General features: G+C 55.1%; 12 protein-coding genes, 2 tRNA genes and 3 rRNA genes. 12 read left to right on the forward strand and 5 right to left on the reverse strand.

What is annotated here, in order from left to right:
• Positions 1-4: 4 nt before the first annotated feature.
• The 3 genes from LG383_RS00490 to LG383_RS00500 are packed head-to-tail and all read left to right on the forward strand — an operon-like array spanning position 5 to position 2,794.
• Positions 5-850 carry an ABC transporter permease gene (locus tag LG383_RS00490; protein WP_225758089.1) on the forward strand — a complete coding sequence of 282 codons (846 nt, stop codon included), beginning with the start codon at positions 5-7 and terminating at the stop codon, positions 848-850.
• Positions 843-1,820, forward strand: a complete 978-nt coding sequence (locus tag LG383_RS00495; protein ID WP_225758090.1) for an ABC transporter ATP-binding protein — start codon at positions 843-845, stop codon at positions 1,818-1,820. The genes LG383_RS00490 and LG383_RS00495 overlap by 8 nt, the downstream gene beginning before the upstream one ends.
• The gene (locus tag LG383_RS00500) at positions 1,817-2,794 is read left to right on the forward strand and encodes an ABC transporter ATP-binding protein (RefSeq protein ID WP_225758091.1); all 978 of its coding nucleotides are present in this window, start codon (positions 1,817-1,819) and stop codon (positions 2,792-2,794) included. Before LG383_RS00495 ends, LG383_RS00500 begins: the two co-directional genes overlap by 4 nt.
• Positions 2,795-2,856: 62 nt before the next feature.
• On the opposite strand, the gene LG383_RS00505 is transcribed toward LG383_RS00500, so the two are convergent.
• Together LG383_RS00505 and LG383_RS00510 are read right to left on the reverse strand one after the other, a co-directional pair.
• Positions 2,857-3,486, reverse strand: coding sequence for a DUF2238 domain-containing protein (locus tag LG383_RS00505; protein ID WP_166183973.1), 630 nt, complete (start codon positions 3,484-3,486; stop codon positions 2,857-2,859).
• Between the two features lie 119 nt (positions 3,487-3,605).
• Positions 3,606-6,488, reverse strand: coding sequence for an autotransporter domain-containing protein (locus LG383_RS00510; protein ID WP_225758092.1), 2,883 nt, complete (start codon positions 6,486-6,488; stop codon positions 3,606-3,608).
• A gap of 188 nt (positions 6,489-6,676) precedes the next feature.
• Between LG383_RS00510 and LG383_RS00515 the strand changes: the two genes are divergently transcribed.
• Together LG383_RS00515 and LG383_RS00520 are read left to right on the forward strand one after the other, a co-directional pair.
• On the forward strand, positions 6,677-7,516 hold the full coding sequence (locus LG383_RS00515) for an alpha/beta hydrolase (RefSeq protein ID WP_225758093.1): 840 nt from the start codon (positions 6,677-6,679) through the stop codon (positions 7,514-7,516).
• A 36-nt stretch (positions 7,517-7,552) separates the two neighbouring features.
• The gene (locus tag LG383_RS00520; protein ID WP_106996096.1) at positions 7,553-8,272 is read left to right on the forward strand and encodes a GntR family transcriptional regulator; all 720 of its coding nucleotides are present in this window, start codon (positions 7,553-7,555) and stop codon (positions 8,270-8,272) included.
• Here the strand turns inward: LG383_RS00520 and LG383_RS00525 are convergent.
• Positions 8,260-9,459: an enolase C-terminal domain-like protein gene (locus tag LG383_RS00525; protein ID WP_225758094.1), complete on the reverse strand. Its 1,200-nt coding sequence runs from the start codon at positions 9,457-9,459 to the stop codon at positions 8,260-8,262. The two genes, LG383_RS00520 and LG383_RS00525, sit on opposite strands and share 13 nt — an antisense overlap.
• A gap of 274 nt (positions 9,460-9,733) precedes the next feature.
• Between LG383_RS00525 and LG383_RS00530 the strand changes: the two genes are divergently transcribed.
• The 7 genes from LG383_RS00530 to LG383_RS00560 all read left to right on the forward strand — a co-directional run bounded on the left by LG383_RS00530 (position 9,734) and on the right by LG383_RS00560 (position 17,399).
• Positions 9,734-11,107, forward strand: coding sequence for a PTS transporter subunit EIIC (locus LG383_RS00530; protein ID WP_106996098.1), 1,374 nt, complete (start codon positions 9,734-9,736; stop codon positions 11,105-11,107).
• 441 nt (positions 11,108-11,548) lie between these two features.
• A 16S ribosomal RNA gene (locus LG383_RS00535) occupies positions 11,549-13,088 on the forward strand.
• Between the two features lie 87 nt (positions 13,089-13,175).
• Positions 13,176-13,250 (forward strand) — tRNA-Glu (locus LG383_RS00540).
• A gap of 219 nt (positions 13,251-13,469) precedes the next feature.
• Positions 13,470-16,375: ribosomal RNA gene (locus LG383_RS00545) — 23S ribosomal RNA — on the forward strand.
• 97 nt (positions 16,376-16,472) lie between these two features.
• Positions 16,473-16,588: ribosomal RNA gene (rrf, locus tag LG383_RS00550) — 5S ribosomal RNA — on the forward strand.
• Together the 16S, 23S and 5S rRNA genes with 1 tRNA gene alongside form the textbook arrangement of a ribosomal RNA operon.
• A 197-nt stretch (positions 16,589-16,785) precedes the next feature.
• Positions 16,786-17,127, forward strand: coding sequence for a DUF1971 domain-containing protein (locus LG383_RS00555; RefSeq protein WP_106994332.1), 342 nt, complete (start codon positions 16,786-16,788; stop codon positions 17,125-17,127).
• A 53-nt stretch (positions 17,128-17,180) separates the two neighbouring features.
• On the forward strand, positions 17,181-17,399 hold the full coding sequence (locus LG383_RS00560) for a hypothetical protein (RefSeq protein WP_225758095.1): 219 nt from the start codon (positions 17,181-17,183) through the stop codon (positions 17,397-17,399).
• Positions 17,400-17,478: 79 nt separating this feature from the next.
• Here LG383_RS00560 and LG383_RS00565 read toward each other — a convergent pair.
• A tRNA-Phe gene (locus LG383_RS00565) sits at positions 17,479-17,554 on the reverse strand.
• 95 nt (positions 17,555-17,649) lie between these two features.
• Positions 17,650-18,360, reverse strand: coding sequence for a DUF554 domain-containing protein (locus LG383_RS00570; RefSeq protein ID WP_166183959.1), 711 nt, complete (start codon positions 18,358-18,360; stop codon positions 17,650-17,652).
• Between the last annotated feature and the right edge of the window lie 330 nt (positions 18,361-18,690).

An 18,690-nucleotide genomic window follows, 5' to 3' on the forward strand; every position in this document is an offset into this window, starting at 1 on the left:
CCGGATGAGCAGACGCTGGCAACAGGTTCGTCACCAGCTGCGCCGCAATCGTCCGGCGCAGTTCTCGCTTTTTGTCCTCTTTATTTTTGTCGTCGCCGCGCTCTGTGCGGGGCTGAGCCCTTACGATCCCGATCAGATGTCGCTGGGGGCGCGCACCCTGCCGCCTGATGGCGCCCACTGGTTCGGCACCGACGAGTACGGACGCGACTACTTTACCCGCGCCCTGTACGGCGGGCAGATCTCGCTGATGGTCGGCTGTCTGGCGATGGTCTTTTCAACTCTGATTGGCACCGTCGTCGGCACGGTGAGCGGCTACTTCGGCGGCTGGCTCGATAACCTGATGATGCGCGCGGTGGATATCCTGATGGCGATCCCGGCCTTCTTCCTGCTGCTGGTGCTCAACGCTTACCTCAAGCCCGGCGTGGATAACATCATCATGATCATCAGCCTGCTGACGTGGATGAATATGTCCCGTCTGGTGCGGGCCGAAACGCTCTCAGTAAAAGAGCGCGAGTATGTGCTCTATGCCCGCGCCTCCGGGGAGCATCCGCTACGGATTATTCTGCGTCATATCATTCCCGGCGTGCTGCCGACCATTATCGTCGCCGCCACCCTGAATATCGCCTCGGCGATTCTGATGGAGTCGACCCTCAGCTTCCTCGGGCTCGGGGTGCAGGCGCCTGCCGCCTCCTGGGGCAGTATGCTCAACAACGCCCAGTCGTATATCGGGGAGGCCTCCTGGCTGGCGATGTTCCCCGGCATTTTGATTTTGCTGACGGTGTTCAGTTTTAACGTGTTAGGCGACGTGTTCCGCACCGCCTTTGAGCCGGGAGCGAACCGCGATGAATAACTTACTTGAACTCGACAACCTGCAAACCACCTTCCGCACCCGGGATGGCGATGTCCACGCGGTGCGCGGGGTGAGCTTTCACGTTCAGCCGGGCGAGCTGGTGGGCATTGTCGGGGAGTCCGGCTGCGGCAAGAGCGTCACCTGCAAATCCATTATCCAGCTGCTGGGCAGCAACGGGCGCATCACCGGGGGGCAGATCCGGTTCGACAATGACGATCTGGCGCAGAAAACCCCGGAGCAGATGCGCGCCATTCGCGGGAATCAGATCGCGATGATTTTTCAGGATCCGATGACCGCGCTAAACCCGGTGGTGACCATCGGCAGGCAGATGTCCGAGATCCTGATCCGGAATAAAGGCTTAAACAAAAAAGCGGCCCGCGCGGCGAGCATCGCCATGCTGGAGCAGGTGGGCATTGCCGAAGCGGAGCGCCGTTACGACCAGTACCCGCACGAGTTCAGTGGCGGGATGCGCCAGCGGGTGATGATCGCCATCGCGCTCTCCTGCGATCCCAAACTGTTGATCGCCGATGAACCCACTACCGCGCTGGACGTCACCATTCAGGCGCAGATCCTGCGGCTGTTAAAAAGTTTGCAGCAGAAAACCCACACCGCCATCCTGCTGATCACCCACGATCTGGGCGTCGTCGCCCAGGTGTGCAGCCGGGTAGTGGTAATGTACGGCGGGCTGGTAATGGAAGAGGGCAGCGTGGAGGACATCTTTTATCGTCCGGCACATCCTTATACCCAGGGGCTGCTGGCATCGCTGCCGCATCCGGAGCAGACCAGCCATCGCCTGTCGCCTATCGAAGGATCGCCTCCGGGCCTGCTCAATCCGCCCCCGGGCTGCCCGTTTGCTGAACGCTGTCCGCAGCGGATGCCGCAGTGCGAGCGTCAGCCCGCGTTTTACCGCCCCGAACCGGGGCATCGCGCGGCCTGCTGGCTGCTGGCCGATAAGGAGATTCAGGCATGAGTGAACACCATTCCCCGCTGGTCAGCGTGCGGGACCTGCATAAGCACTTCACTCTCAGCGGCGGCCTGCTGCGCAAAGGGGTGGCGGTGAAAGCGGTGGACGGCGTCAGCTTTGATATCCGCCAGGGGGAGACCTTTGGCCTGGTGGGCGAGTCCGGCTGCGGCAAATCGACCCTCGGGCGCGCCATTCTGCGGCTGTTTGATATCACCTCCGGCGAGATTGATTTTGCCGGACAGGCGATCGCCCAGGCCAGCGAAAAGCAGCTCAAGCCGCTGCGCAAGCGGATGCAGGCCATTTTCCAGGACCCATATTCATCGCTGAACCCCGGAATGACCGTCCAGCAGCTGGTGGCAGAGCCGATGCAGATCCACGGTTACAGCCGCGAGGAGCAGCGGGAGCGTACTGAAACCCTGCTCTATAAAGTGGGACTCAAGCAGGAACACCTCCAGCGCTTCCCGCACGAGTTCAGCGGCGGCCAGCGCCAGCGCATCAGCATTGCCCGGGCGCTGTCGGTGCGTCCGGAGTTTGTCCTGTGCGATGAGCCGCTGTCGGCGCTGGATGTCTCGGTGCAGGCGCAGGTGGTGAACATTCTCCAGGATCTGCAGCAGGAGCTGGGGCTGACCTATCTGTTTATCGCCCACGATCTGTCGATGGTGCGCCACATCTCGACCCGCATCGGGGTGATGTACCTCGGCAAGCTGGTGGAGGTGGCACCTTCTGACACCCTGTATCAGCATCCGGCGCACCCCTATACCCGGGCCCTGTTAGCCTCGGTACCGCAGCCCGATCCGCGGATCCGCAATCTGGAGCAGGCGACCCTGCGCGGGGAGATCCCCGGCCCGACCTCCGTGCTGCCGGGCTGTAAGTTCTGCAGCCGTTGCCCGCACGTGATGCCGGTATGCCGACGCGAAGCGCCCGCGATGCAGGAGATTGCCCCGGGTCATTTGGCGGCATGTTGGTTGTTTAAGGTTTGAGGGTAATGCGCCAGCATCCGCCGGGTGGCGGCTTTGCCTTACCCGGCCTACAAAACCTGGTCTCAAATATTATGTACGACTGAATGCGTAATCTGGCGCTGATGCCAGCGCCCGAGGAGCAGCACCGTTGTGAGCGCCCCGAGCAGGGCGCAGAACATATCGGACTGGGTATCCCACTGATCGCCCTGAGTGCCGAGGAAATCATCCGCGCCCTGGCCCATCGCCAGCGCCGCCCACCACTCGATCAGCTCGTAGGTGGCGCTGATCGCCAGCGCAATACAGCACACCACAAAGGCCGTCATTTTGCGGCCATTGATGTAGCCGCCGCGGACCAGGATCTCCCGGGCCGCCAGCGCAGGCACCAGCCCCTGGAAAAAGTGTCCCAGCTTGTCGTACGGGTTACGGCTCAGGTTAAACATCTCCTGTACGTCAAAGCCGATGGGCACTTTGGCGTAGGTGTACATTCCGCCCACCATCAGGATGATGGCGTGCCAGAAGATCAGCGTGTAGAGCAGGGGGGTCAGCGGATAGCGCCGTTGGGTGGCAAGCAGCAGCGGCACGATGATAATGACCGGCGTCACCTCCATCAGCCAGGTGATGCGGTCCGAGGTATAGAGACCGGTATAAATCAGGATCAGCAGCAGAAGCAGCGCGCCGACCTTCAATCCAGAGGAGAGTGCAGTTTGCGTCATGTGAGTTAACTGTTGAGTAAAAACAGACACTATCGACCGACGCGGCGAAAAATACAATGTTTGCCAGCGGAGCATAAAAAAACGGGGCCATTCGCGGCCCCGTTGATCATTTACAACAATCAGAACGACTTGCGTAAACGCAGACTGAAGGTGTGCGCCTGGTAGCGGTCGCCGGCCTGCAGATCGTAACGCGCGTCGAGACTCAGTTCGTTGGCGTCATACAGGGTGGTGCCCACAGCCACGCCCGCCATATCTTCCACCGGAGAGGCCCCTTTGGTGATAAAGCTGGTTTCACCGATAGCATCAGCGGCGTAGGTCGCATGGCTGCTGACCTGACGGTTATCGTACTGGTGGATCCACGAGACCTGGGCGAACGGCGTCAGGTTACCCAGACCGGTGGCGAAGCTCTTCTCGATGCGGACACCGATATCGCTCATGACAGACTGCGCATGGGTGCTGCTGACATCCAGCGCCATACCGTTGCCGCCGGTTTCACTGTAGCCATCCACATGCTGGTAGCCATAGGTCAGGCCCGCCAGCGGAGTCAGTACCACGTCAGCCGGCAGGGCGATTGGATAGCCCAGTTCGCTTTGCAGGGTGATGGACTGACCGTTGAACTTGCCGTGAGCAGCGCCGGAGAAGCCGGTGAAATCAGCGCGACGCACGGAGCTGTAGTTCTGACGGTTGAGACCCGCAGAGAGGTTCAGGTACCACGGATTGCCGGTGTAACCCGCGTAACCAATCACCCCGTAGTTATCGGCGGTGGAGTTGTTGCCGCTCAGGTTGTCTTTGCCGTGGACGGAGGTGTTGCTGTAGTTCAGGGCTGCCCCCAGACGCCAGTTGTCACCCAGCGCACGGTCGGCACCGATGATCAGGCCGCCAAATTTCGCGGTATAGCCACTGATGTTGTCGGTGCTGTCCTGGCGAGCATAACCGCCGAACGGCTGACCCCAGACGATCCAGTTGTTGGCGTAGTCGTCGCCGGTGGCCACACCGCTGGTGCCGGAGGCCTGCGGGTTACGCACGGCATCGATGTGAGCACCCACTACTGCCTGAGCGGTAGAGGTAGCAACGGTGGCCGCGGAGCTGGTATTGAGGTTCTGGCTGGTAGAGAGACGCTCGCCAGCACGGTTCGCTTCCTGTTTACCTTCGATTGCCAGCGAGGCGTTATACAGATCCAACAGCTGCGGAGACGAGATACCGGAGTAGTGCGCGAGCCCGCCCAGTGCCGCCGTGGCGCTCGGGATGGTGGCATAACCCCGTTTGGTCGGCTGAGCAGGTGCAGGTTCTGCTGGCGCAGGCTGCGTCGGCGTTGGCACCGTGACAACCGGAGGGGTGACCTCGGGTTCGGTCACTACCGGCGGCGTGACGTCTGGCGTTGGCTCAGGCTGAGGCTCTACCGGATCGGGGATCACCGGCTCTGCACCCAGGGTTAACACCAGGGCCTTGCTTTCAGCCTCTTCATAGACGCTGCCGTTAACCACACCGCGATAGCCGAAAGCTTTGTACTTCAGCTGGTCGGCGTGGTAGTCGGTCTCTGCGCCTGCGGCATTGATCACCACATAGCGCTGGCCTTCGGCAAACTGGTAAGTGCTGCCGGTACGCAACAGATTAACGCTGGAACCCGCATCGATAGTGGCATTGCCGCTAACGTTCAGGCGGCCATAACCGGTATCGGCAAGCAGGTCGCCGTTAGCAGTTGCCAGATCGGAGACACCGGAAATCAGCGTTGCGGCCGCTTTCTGATGGTAATCCCCGGCGATATTGATGCTGTTGTTCACCTGCAGGGAGGCCGCTTCGTTCACCACGCTGCCGTTTGACACAGGCCTTTCATCGCTCATCTGGAGTGACATCAGGCCGTATTCAGGCAGGCTGGTAACGATATTATCGTTCAGCAGCAGCGAGCCGGTGTTGAATACCACGTCGGAGCCCATGATAGTGCCAGTCGCGCCATCGATGCCGCTCAGCGTGCCCGTGGTGGTGGTGCCGCCATTGATGATTAATCTTGTCGCATTTAAGGCGTCAATATTACCGGCAATATCGCCCGTGTTGGTCAGGGTCACGCCATCGCTGTTATTGCTCCCGACCATCAGAGCATAATTACCGCCGGTTAACAGGCCATTGTTAACGATCAAGCCAGAGGGACCATAACTATAGATTGCGACGTAATTTCCGGTAATTTGGCCGTTATTTTCAATGGAACCGACGGTGCCATAGTTAATGATACCGGCGAAGCTGCCATTAATCTTATTATCATTGACGAGGGTAGTAATGTTGCCCTGGTTAGAGATCCCGGAACGGCCGTAATTATCAGACGTCCCCCCGTCAATCGAACCGGTATTGTGCAACGTGCCAATCGTACCCATGTTAAAAATGGCACCGTTATGGCCAATGTAGTTGTTATTCTCAGCATCCGTGGCACCGATAAGGCCCGCATTGATTAAGTTATCAATGGTTCCCTGATTACTGATGCCGAGGGAGCCGAGGATCTTGCCATCAGCGGTATTGTTTAAGGTATGAATTGTCCCGGCATTGTTGAGCGTGCCGGTGTTGTAATTACCGCTATAGTAATTATTCGAATTTCCCTTAATGGTACCGGTGTTGGTTAAGGTATTCACCACCCCGGAAGTACCCACCGCAAACACGCTGTTAATCTGGTTTTCATTAACGCTGGCAATGGTGCCGTTATTATTAAGCTGATCGACTGTTCCATCTATCTGAACAAGATTTTTACTTAAAAATAAAGGCATACCATTCTGATCGTTAATAACGCCATCATTGGTAAGGGTTGTTACAGTCACCCCCGCATTTACCGCCAGGGCAGAAACTGGCATGCCAGTCACAAATCCATTCTGGGTGATATGCACTACTTCTTTAGCGTCGGCAATCTGCACGTTGCTTGTCGGGGTATCAATAATTAACTCTGGAGATGTGGCGTAGGCCTGGGCGGTCGTTGATGCCACCAGCAGAGAGATCAGCTGGCTAAGACGTTTCTTTTCCATGGTGTACCATCATAACGTTGCGATGTTTATGCAAAATGCAGTTGTGATTTCTTCGGATTAATCCGATATCTTCGGGCGCAGAATATACAATTCGTTGCCGAAAACAATAAGCGATGCTTAATTATTTCCGGTTGAATTTATTTCACATATTTGGTCATGTTGATAATTTGAGTTAAGGCTGGTGCGGTATGAGGATATATCCTCACTTTTTGCAGGGAACCGTATTGATTAGTTTATCTTTATTATTGGTAGGGTGTATTACCGACGATCCGCACCGCTCTGCGCAAAAAATAGCCAGTGAAAGTGGTCTGATCAGTGAGAAATTTGACACAGATCCGTTCCCGATTGTGACATGGCAGCGAATCGCCCCTCCGGTTCATTCCCTGCGGGTCTACATCGAAGGGGATGGCTTTGCCTGGAAGAGCCGCACAACGCCCTCTGATGATCCGACCCCGCGTAATCCGACCGGTCTGAAGTTGGCTGCGGCGGATAAGCAGGCAAATGTGTTTTACCTTGCCCGACCCTGCCAGTTCATCGGGCCGCCGCTACCGGCCACCTGCCGCGTAAATGTCTGGACGCAGGATCGTTTCTCACCGGCGGTTATTGATGCAATGAACGAGGCGCTCAGCCAGATAGTGCTGCGCTATCCGGGGGTGAAAATCGATCTGGTTGGCTACTCCGGGGGTGGCAATATCGCCGCGCTGCTGGCGGAACGCCGGGATGATGTGCGCTCCCTGCGCACGGTGGCAGGCAATCTCGATGTTGCGTATGTCAATGCCCTGCATCATGTTACCCCGATGCCCGCAGCCCGCAGCGCTATCGATCGCGCTGCTGCACTGCGTGACCTACCGCAGATCCATTACAGTGGCGACGCCGACACCACCGTGCCACCCGCTGTCGCCCGACGTTTTCAACAGGCGGTAGGCGGGAAGTGTGTGCGAACGGAGGTGGTCAGCGGGATGGGGCATGGCTCGGACTGGGCGGCAGTCTGGCCGCGATTGCTGGCGCAGGGTATGCCGGACTGCTGAGGGATGATCAACATTGAATGACTTCAGGACCGAACAATGAAAAAGAAAGAGTTTGTGACTCAGGATCTGCTAAGCAAAATCTATCAGGACACCACGGCGGGGCCACGCAAACTTCCCCCTGAACGGCAGCTGGCCGAAGAGTATGGCGTGTCGCGTTTCACGATCCGCCAGGCGCTGGAGAAACTGGTCAGCATTGGCGTGGTGCGGATCGTGCAGGGCTCGGGGATCTGGATCAACGAGCATGCGCGCAATAATCCGCTGATCTACAACTCGATCACCGAGAAGCGATTCGATCAGATGCGCTACCGGATGATTAGCCTGCATAAGAGAAGGCCCGATCGCGCGGCGCAGCAAATTTTTGGTATCGATGAAGAGAGTTTTATCTGGCACTTTTGCCGCCTGCGCTACGTCGATGACCAGCCCGTACAGCTGGAAGTGTCCAGCATGCCGGTTGCCGATTTCCCCGACCTCAATCAGCAGGCGATTGAGCGTTCCATTCAGCAGTACGTATTAAGCAAAGGATTGATCATTTCCCATATGCTGACCACCTATCGGGCAGTCAGCGTCAGCCGTGAGCAGGCGGTAATACTGGGCTGCAAAAAAGGCAGCCCGGCAATGCATATTAATAATCGCGGAATACTGGAGGGGGGCCGGGTTTTTGAGGTGAGCGATATTATCGATATCAACTACACCTGCACCTGGGTCAGCCCCTATAACCGCGATAATTTAGCCTGGCGACAAAATCAGGGCGTATGAATCGTCCCGTCCGGTAGGCGGCTCTGCGTCCACTCGTGTGGGCGATAGGCCACCGGATGCGCCAGAGCCAGCTCTTCATTAAAGCCTGTACCGATGCCGGGCGCGGTCGGGGGATAGATAAACCCGTCCTTTACCTCAGGCGCACCGGGGAAGACGCCGTCGGTGGCCGTGGAACGCGGAATAAACTCCTGAATGGCCGCATTGTGCAGGTGAATGTTCAGGTGCGTATTCACCGCCACGCCGATGGGCGTCATATCGCCGGGGCCATGCCAGGCGAGACGCACGCCGAAGGCCTGACACAGGTGCGCCAGTTTTAATGCTGGCGTAATGCCGCCGATCTGCGAGATGTGGCAGCGAATAAAGTCGATGCGACGATTGACGATCAGGTCGTGCCATTCAGCTGGATTATTGAAAAGCTCGCCCATCGCCAGCGGCACGCAGCTCTGCTGGCGAACCTGTTCCAGCCAGGCACTTTGCTGTGGCGGCAGAATATCTTCGATAAAGTAGGGCTGGTAGGGCTCAAGTTGTTTTGCCAGCTGCATGGCCTGCTGCGGGAAGAGACGCTCGTGGACATCATGTAAGAAATGGAGTTTCCAGCCATATTTTTCGCGCAGGGCGCGGAACATCTCCACGGTATTCGCCATGTATTCATGCTGATCGAACCAGGCACCCGCGGTCGGGTTTTCCGGGGCATGCAGCGCCGACGGCGTGCCGCCATAAAAACCGAGCTGACAACGGATATGACGATAGCCTTGCGCCACCAGTTTATCGACGGAGGCAAAGAGTTCCTCCAGCGTCTCGCCGCTGGCGTGGCTGTAAGCCGGGATCGCGTCGCGGGATTTTCCACCCAACAATTGGTACAGCGGCATACCGGCCAGCTGCCCTTTAATATCCCACAGGGCCATGTCCACGCCGGAAATGGCGTTATTCATCGCCGGACCGTTACGCCAGTAGGCGTTAACGTTCATCATTTGCCACAGATCTTCGATGTTACTGGCATCCCGGCCGATCAGCAGCGGCTTGAGATACTCATCCACCAGGGTTTTAACCGCCAGCGGGCGCTGCTGGAAGGTGGCACAGCCGTGTCCGACGGGGCCATGCTCCGTGGTAACGCGAACGGTCACCAGGTTATGTCGATCCGGGCGGGTAATAAAGCACTCGATATTAGTGATGATCACAGGCGTCACGAAAAACTCCTTTGCTGCTCTGTGGAAATACGGAATGGGAATATCATCGCCCTAAAAATGTTTACCGGTAAACCGTTTTTTTATTATTTATTTTGGTCAGTTATTTGATTCTATTTTAATTAAAAACCGTACCAATTTTGGTTTGTTAGCTGTTTTTTGCCTCCCTGAATAGCTAAGTGTGAGCGATATCAACTTTTATTGGTTTGTTTTGTAGTGTGGGTTTATCTATTCTCGTGGCATCAATAAAACAACAACCCTACCGGCAGGAGTCTTTATGGGGACGCAAGAAGCCATCAATAATATTATTCGTCTGGTCGGCGGCCAGGGGAATATTAATAAAGTCTGGCACTGTATGACGCGGCTACGGTTTGATTTAATCGACGATAATAAAGTTGACCAGGCTGCGATCAAAAATCTGCCTGGGGTGCTGGGCGCGCAACTGCAGAGCGATCAGTTTCAGGTGATCATTGGGCCGAAGGTGAACAGCTGGTACGAGCAAATGCTGGATGTGCTCGGCCAGGGCGCTGATAAATCACCGACGGCGACAAAAGGGCGTAAAAGTCTGGTCTCCCTCTTTATGGATACCGTCTCGGGCGTTTTTGGTCCGATTGTCCCGGCCATTGCCGGTGCCGGGATGATAAAAGGATTGCTCGCCGGGCTGATCGCCTTAAAGGTGGTCTCGGCGAAAAGCGATACCGTCATGGTTATCGACCTGATTGCCAGCGGCGTCTTCTACTTCTTGCCGTTCTTCCTTGCCGTGTCGGCGGCGAAGATCTTCAAGACCAATGAGTATCTTGCCGCGGCGGTTGCCGCCTGTCTGATGTATCCCTCCTTAATAGAAGCAGCGAAAGCCCTGGCGACGCATCAGGAAGGGGCGGTCAGTGCCATCTGGTTAATGAATGCGATCCCGGTATCCGTCTTTAACTATTCTTCGAGCGTCATTCCGGTGATCTTCTCGGTACTGGCATTAAGCTATATCCATCGCTGGGTAGACAGCATCATGCCCGATGTCCTGAAAACCGTCTTCACGCCGACGCTCACCCTCTTTATAGGTGCCCTGGCGGCGCTGGTGGTGATCGGCCCGATTGGTATCTGGCTGGGTAAAGGACTCGCCTTCTTTATAGAAGGACTGTTTAGTGTGTCGGCCAGCTTTGCCGGGCTGGTGGTCGGTGCCATCCGACCGGTGGCGATCCTGACCGGGATGCACCATGCGATGACGCCAATTGCCCTGCAGAACTTCAGTGACCGTGGCTACGATATGCTGATGCCGATGATGTTTATGGCCAATATGGCGATTGCGGGGGCGACATTTGCTATCTGGCGTCTGAGTCGGGACCGTCAGGAGAAGACCGTTACGCTGTCGGCAGGCATCTCTGCGCTGCTGGGCATTACCGAACCGGCACTCTTTGGTGTCCTGACGCGCTATAAGAAAGCTTTTATCGCCGCCACGGTGGCCAGCTCGCTGGCTTCAGCCTTTATTGCTTTCTTCGGCGTGCGTCTTTATGGCTACATTCTGTCGAGCATCTTCAGTTTGCCTGCTTATATAGGCCCGTATTTTGTCTTTGCTCTGGCGGGAGTAGCGATATCGCTGGTGCTTTCCTTTACGTTAACCACCATCCTGGTGGGAAAAGAGCAAGCCGCAGAGTGATTTTGACCCCGTCTTAGAGGGCGTGCTGCAGAGAATATCAGTCAGTTTGTGGATAACTCTGTGGGCAAATGCGTATAAGACGGGGTTTTGCTGGGGAATGCAGCAGTCAGTCATTTTTCTGTCATTTAAGGGTTGCGGCCCCGGGAGAACTCCCTATAATGCGCCTCCATCGACACGGAACAACGGCAAACAAGCCGCCGGGTCAGCAGAGAAAAGCGTGAAATTATCGCTTGACTCTGAAAGAGGAAAGCGTAATATACGCCACCTCGCAACGGTGAGCGAAAGCCGCGTTGCACTGCTCTTTAACAATTTATCAGACAATCTGTGTGGGCACTCAAAGTGACATGGATTCTTAACGTCGCAAGACGATAAATGAATACCAAAGTCTCTGAGTGAACATACGTAATTCATTACGAAGTTTAATTCACGAGCATCAAACTTAAATTGAAGAGTTTGATCATGGCTCAGATTGAACGCTGGCGGCAGGCCTAACACATGCAAGTCGAACGGTAGCACAGAGAGCTTGCTCTCGGGTGACGAGTGGCGGACGGGTGAGTAATGTCTGGGAAACTGCCTGATGGAGGGGGATAACTACTGGAAACGGTAGCTAATACCGCATAACGTCGCAAGACCAAAGAGGGGGACCTTCGGGCCTCTTGCCATCAGATGTGCCCAGATGGGATTAGCTAGTAGGTGGGGTAATGGCTCACCTAGGCGACGATCCCTAGCTGGTCTGAGAGGATGACCAGCCACACTGGAACTGAGACACGGTCCAGACTCCTACGGGAGGCAGCAGTGGGGAATATTGCACAATGGGCGCAAGCCTGATGCAGCCATGCCGCGTGTATGAAGAAGGCCTTCGGGTTGTAAAGTACTTTCAGCGAGGAGGAAGGCGGTGAGGTTAATAACCTCATCGATTGACGTTACTCGCAGAAGAAGCACCGGCTAACTCCGTGCCAGCAGCCGCGGTAATACGGAGGGTGCAAGCGTTAATCGGAATTACTGGGCGTAAAGCGCACGCAGGCGGTCTGTCAAGTCGGATGTGAAATCCCCGGGCTCAACCTGGGAACTGCATTCGAAACTGGCAGGCTAGAGTCTTGTAGAGGGGGGTAGAATTCCAGGTGTAGCGGTGAAATGCGTAGAGATCTGGAGGAATACCGGTGGCGAAGGCGGCCCCCTGGACAAAGACTGACGCTCAGGTGCGAAAGCGTGGGGAGCAAACAGGATTAGATACCCTGGTAGTCCACGCCGTAAACGATGTCGACTTGGAGGTTGTTCCCTTGAGGAGTGGCTTCCGGAGCTAACGCGTTAAGTCGACCGCCTGGGGAGTACGGCCGCAAGGTTAAAACTCAAATGAATTGACGGGGGCCCGCACAAGCGGTGGAGCATGTGGTTTAATTCGATGCAACGCGAAGAACCTTACCTACTCTTGACATCCAGAGAACTTAGCAGAGATGCTTTGGTGCCTTCGGGAACTCTGAGACAGGTGCTGCATGGCTGTCGTCAGCTCGTGTTGTGAAATGTTGGGTTAAGTCCCGCAACGAGCGCAACCCTTATCCTTTGTTGCCAGCGGTCCGGCCGGGAACTCAAAGGAGACTGCCAGTGATAAACTGGAGGAAGGTGGGGATGACGTCAAGTCATCATGGCCCTTACGAGTAGGGCTACACACGTGCTACAATGGCGCATACAAAGAGAAGCGACCTCGCGAGAGCAAGCGGACCTCATAAAGTGCGTCGTAGTCCGGATTGGAGTCTGCAACTCGACTCCATGAAGTCGGAATCGCTAGTAATCGTAGATCAGAATGCTACGGTGAATACGTTCCCGGGCCTTGTACACACCGCCCGTCACACCATGGGAGTGGGTTGCAAAAGAAGTAGGTAGCTTAACCTTCGGGAGGGCGCTTACCACTTTGTGATTCATGACTGGGGTGAAGTCGTAACAAGGTAACCGTAGGGGAACCTGCGGTTGGATCACCTCCTTACCTTAAAGAACCTGCCTTTGTAGTGCTCACACAGATTGTCTGATGAAAAGTAACGAGCAAGACGGCTGCGAAGTCGCGACACATCGTGTCCCCTTCGTCTAGCGGTTAGGACTCCGCCCTTTCACGGCGGCAACAGGGGTTCGAATCCCCTAGGGGACGCCACTTGCTGGGTGTGAGTGAAAGGCACAACCAATCAGTATCTCAAAACTGACTGTTAAGTCATGTTTGAGATATTTGCTCTTTAAAAATCTGGATCAAGCTGAAAATTGAAACGACACACTGTGTCTGCTCTCCGTAATAAGAGCAGATGAGCGGTGTGTTCGAGTCTCTCAAATTTTTGCAAAACGATGATGAATCGAAAGAGACATCTTCGGGTTGTGAGGTTAAGCGACTAAGCGTACACGGTGGATGCCTAGGCAGTCAGAGGCGATGAAGGACGTGCTAATCTGCGATAAGCGTCGGTAAGGTGATATGAACCGTTATAGCCGACGATTTCCGAATGGGGAAACCCAGTGCAATCCGTTGCACTATCGTTAAGTGAATACATAGCTTAACGAAGCGAACCAGGGGAACTGAAACATCTAAGTACCCTGAGGAAAAGAAATCAACCGAGATTCCCCCAGTAGCGGCGAGCGAACGGGGAGCAGCCCAGAGTCTGAATCAGCATGTGTGTCAGTGGAAGCGTCTGGAAAGTCGCAGGGTACAGGGTGATACTCCCGTACACGAAGATACACCTGCTGTGAACTCGAAGAGTAGGGCGGGACACGTGGTATCCTGTCTGAATATGGGGGGACCATCCTCCAAGGCTAAATACTCCTGACTGACCGATAGTGAACCAGTACCGTGAGGGAAAGGCGAAAAGAACCCCGGCGAGGGGAGTGAAAAAGAACCTGAAACCGTGTACGTACAAGCAGTGGGAGCACCTTCGTGGTGTGACTGCGTACCTTTTGTATAATGGGTCAGCGACTTATATTCTGTAGCAAGGTTAACCGTATAGGGGAGCAGAAGGGAAACCGAGTCTTAACTGGGCGTTAAGTTGCAGGGTATAGACCCGAAACCCGGTGATCTAGCCATGGGCAGGTTGAAGGTTGGGGAACACTAACTGGAGGACCGAACCGACTAATGTTGAAAAATTAGCGGATGACTTGTGGCTGGGGGTGAAAGGCCAATCAAACCGGGAGATAGCTGGTTCTCCCCGAAAGCTATTTAGGTAGCGCCTCGTGAACTCATCTCCGGGGGTAGAGCACTGTTTCGGCTAGGGGGCCATCCCGGCTTACCAACCCGATGCAAACTGCGAATACCGGAGAATGTTATCACGGGAGACACACGGCGGGTGCTAACGTCCGTCGTGAAGAGGGAAACAACCCAGACCGCCAGCTAAGGTCCCAAAGTCATGGTTAAGTGGGAAACGATGTGGGAAGGCACAGACAGCCAGGATGTTGGCTTAGAAGCAGCCATCATTTAAAGAAAGCGTAATAGCTCACTGGTCGAGTCGGCCTGCGCGGAAGATGTAACGGGGCTAAACCATGCACCGAAGCTGCGGCAGCGACACTATGTGTTGTTGGGTAGGGGAGCGTTCTGTAAGCCGTCGAAGGTGGACTGTGAGGTCTGCTGGAGGTATCAGAAGTGCGAATGCTGACATAAGTAACGATAAAGCGGGTGAAAAACCCGCTCGCCGGAAGACCAAGGGTTCCTGTCCAACGTTAATCGGGGCAGGGTGAGTCGACCCCTAAGGCGAGGCCGAAAGGCGTAGTCGATGGGAAACAGGTTAATATTCCTGTACTCGGTGTTACTGCGAAGGGGGGACGGAGAAGGCTATGTTGGCCGGGCGACGGTTGTCCCGGTTTAAGCATGTAGGCGGAGGTTCCAGGTAAATCCGGAACCTTACTAACGCTGAGGTGTGATGACGAGGCACTACGGTGCTGAAGCAACAAATGCCCTGCTTCCAGGAAAAGCCTCTAAGCATCAGGTAACATCAAATCGTACCCCAAACCGACACAGGTGGTCAGGTAGAGAATACCAAGGCGCTTGAGAGAACTCGGGTGAAGGAACTAGGCAAAATGGTGCCGTAACTTCGGGAGAAGGCACGCTGATGGTAAGTGAAGCGACTTGCTCGTGGAGCTGAAATCAGTCGAAGATACCAGCTGGCTGCAACTGTTTATTAAAAACACAGCACTGTGCAAACACGAAAGTGGACGTATACGGTGTGACGCCTGCCCGGTGCCGGAAGGTTAATTGATGGGGTTAGCGGCAACGCGAAGCTCTTGATCGAAGCCCCGGTAAACGGCGGCCGTAACTATAACGGTCCTAAGGTAGCGAAATTCCTTGTCGGGTAAGTTCCGACCTGCACGAATGGCGTAATGATGGCCAGGCTGTCTCCACCCGAGACTCAGTGAAATTGAAATCGCTGTGAAGATGCAGTGTACCCGCGGCAAGACGGAAAGACCCCGTGAACCTTTACTATAGCTTGACACTGAACACTGGTCCTTGATGTGTAGGATAGGTGGGAGGCTTTGAAGCGTGGACGCCAGTCTGCGTGGAGCCAACCTTGAAATACCACCCTTTAATGGCTGGTGTTCTAACGTGGACCCGTAATCCGGGTTGCGGACAGTGTCTGGTGGGTAGTTTGACTGGGGCGGTCTCCTCCTAAAGAGTAACGGAGGAGCACGAAGGTTAGCTAATCCTGGTCGGACATCAGGAGGTTAGTGCAATGGCATAAGCTAGCTTGACTGCGAGAGTGACGGCTCGAGCAGGTGCGAAAGCAGGTCATAGTGATCCGGTGGTTCTGTATGGAAGGGCCATCGCTCAACGGATAAAAGGTACTCCGGGGATAACAGGCTGATACCGCCCAAGAGTTCATATCGACGGCGGTGTTTGGCACCTCGATGTCGGCTCATCACATCCTGGGGCTGAAGTAGGTCCCAAGGGTACGGCTGTTCGCCGTTTAAAGTGGTACGCGAGCTGGGTTTAGAACGTCGTGAGACAGTTCGGTCCCTATCTGCCGTGGGCGCTGGAGAATTGAGGGGGGCTGCTCCTAGTACGAGAGGACCGGAGTGGACGCATCACTGGTGTTCGGGTTGTCATGCCAATGGCACTGCCCGGTAGCTAAATGCGGAAAAGATAAGTGCTGAAAGCATCTAAGCACGAAACTTGCCCCGAGATGAGTTCTCCCTGACCCTTTAAGGGTCCTGAAGGAACGTTGAAGACGACGACGTTGATAGGTCGGGTGTGTAAGCGCAGCGATGCGTTGAGCTAACCGATACTAATGAACCGTGAGGCTTAACCTTACAACGCCGAAGCTGTTTCGGCGGATTTGAGAAGACGATTTTCAGCTGATTACAGATTACTCATCACGCCTGAGGGCGGGGTGAACAACAGAATTTGCCTGGCGGCTGTAGCGCGGTGGTCCCACCTGACCCCATGCCGAACTCAGAAGTGAAACGCCGTAGCGCCGATGGTAGTGTGGGGTCTCCCCATGCGAGAGTAGGGAACTGCCAGGCATCAATTAAAGAAACCCCGTACCGGAAGGTGCGGGGTTTTTTGCCGTCTGCGGGAAAACTGCCGGGCGGCACTGCGGTTGCCCGACCTACAAGCTAATTACCCCTCCTTCCATGTAAATGAGATTTATTATCAATAATGCTTTACAGGCGGACCATAAAGATGTATTTTAAATGCATGTTTAAAGCCGGAGGTAATTATGAGCCATCAAAGAATCCCCAAAAACTGGACCATCAAACGTTCCACTCCCTTTTTTACTAAAGACAACGTCCCCGCAGCGCTTCTGAGCCATCACAACACCGCAGCCGGTATCTTTGGCCAGCTCTGTGTAATGGAAGGGACGGTGACGTACTACGGTTTCGCCAATGAAGAGGCGACAGAGCCAGAAGTGAAAGTTGTGATTAACGCAGGAACCTTTGCGACCAGTCCACCCCAGTACTGGCACCGTATTGAGATGACCGACGATGCACAGTTCAACATCAATTTCTGGGCCGAACCGGCATTCTCCGGTGATGAAGTCTACAGCGCGAAAAAGGCATAATCCCGATGCTCCCTTATCCCTGAGGGAGCCCCTTCATACGGTGTGAAAGCGTTATGATTACTTTCTTCAAGAACTCTTCAATGCAGGCGGACTACGGTGAGCAGGAGTGTTGCGCAGAGCCGTCTCTGCTGCTCGTGGCAGAATATCAAGAGTATCTTTTTAACGACTGTATCGCGCGTGGACAGCGAGGAGAGAGTAAATATACGCTGGACTATACTGAAGACGTCAAAGCCTGCCACGAAGCCTGTATGGCGCAAATTACCCATCAGTAGATCTATTGGTCGAACAGGGAAGGGGTTTATAGCTTTCCAAAAGCAAAAAACCAGCCCTTAGGCTGGTTTCTTTAAATAGTGGTGCCCGGACTCGGAATCGAACCAAGGACACGGGGATTTTCAATCCCCTGCTCTACCGACTGAGCTATCCGGGCAACGGGGCGAATTAAACCCGATCTGCCTTGTGCCGTCAACGGAATTTGTTGATTTCGTTACTGACCGCACACTCTGTCGCCACTTTGCTGCTATCTCAGGCAAAAAATGCGGTCCACAGAGCAGAAAGCGGCATGGCGATCACCAGCGCAGGCAGCATATTTACCACCGCAAACATCTTAATTCCACAGATCCGCAGCCCGGTTGCCAGCAGCAGCAGGCCGCCTACCGCGGTAAAGTCCGCCATCATCGCCGGTGTGGTCAGGGGTAAAATCAGCGTGGCACAGGTTGCGAGGGCGAGCTGGATAAGCAGCATCGGCACGCAGATCGCGGCAACCGCGATACCCAGGGTGGTCGCAAAAATCGTGGCGGTGAAGAAATCGAGGAAGGCTTTGGCGATCAGGATGCTGGGGTCGCCGGTCATCCCTTCCTGCATCGAACCAAAGATCCCGGTGCCGCTGGCGCAAAACAGTATGATGATGGCGACATAGTTCTGAATATAGGCATCGTGGCCACCGGCTTTCTGCTTACCGCGCGAGAGCAGATCTTTCGCTTTGCTGACGGCGCCGTTAATCCCTTTCTCCAGATAGCAGAACTCCCCGATCAACGCCCCGAGCAGCGTTGCCAGCACCATCACCGGCAAATTGGCGCACTTGATGACCAGCAGAATACCAATTCCCAGTGAGGCGAGGCCGAAGATGGAGGGCATCGAGGAGCGAATACGCTCCGGTAAGCGCTGGCTAAGTACGGCACCCAGTACGCCGCCCAGCAGCACGGCTCCCGCGTTAATGAACGGTCCAATAACCACTGTGAACTCCTGTTATTTACTCATTGATATTGCATTATTATTACTCTTTTCAGTGAGTAATCGCCAAATGTAATCCCATTTTTTGCATAATGATTCCTTGTTGCGCCTCCTGGCGAAAGGTGACATTATTGCGCGAATTTTCTCCTCTCAGATACGGGGCCGCCAATGAACCGACTCTCTTTTACTGCGCGAATGGCTGGCCGTATCGACACATCTTATTCTACGCTCACCATGCGGTGAGGGTAATGCAGGCTCACTGCAGGACAACAGTAAAATCAGACGCGTTCTGCTTTTACTGATGTCTGGCGGTCGGAGCTGAACTCCGGTCAG

It is taken from the genome of Leclercia sp. Marseille-Q4284 (assembly GCF_916618945.1).
Classification (GTDB): domain Bacteria; phylum Pseudomonadota; class Gammaproteobacteria; order Enterobacterales; family Enterobacteriaceae; genus Enterobacter; species Enterobacter tamurae.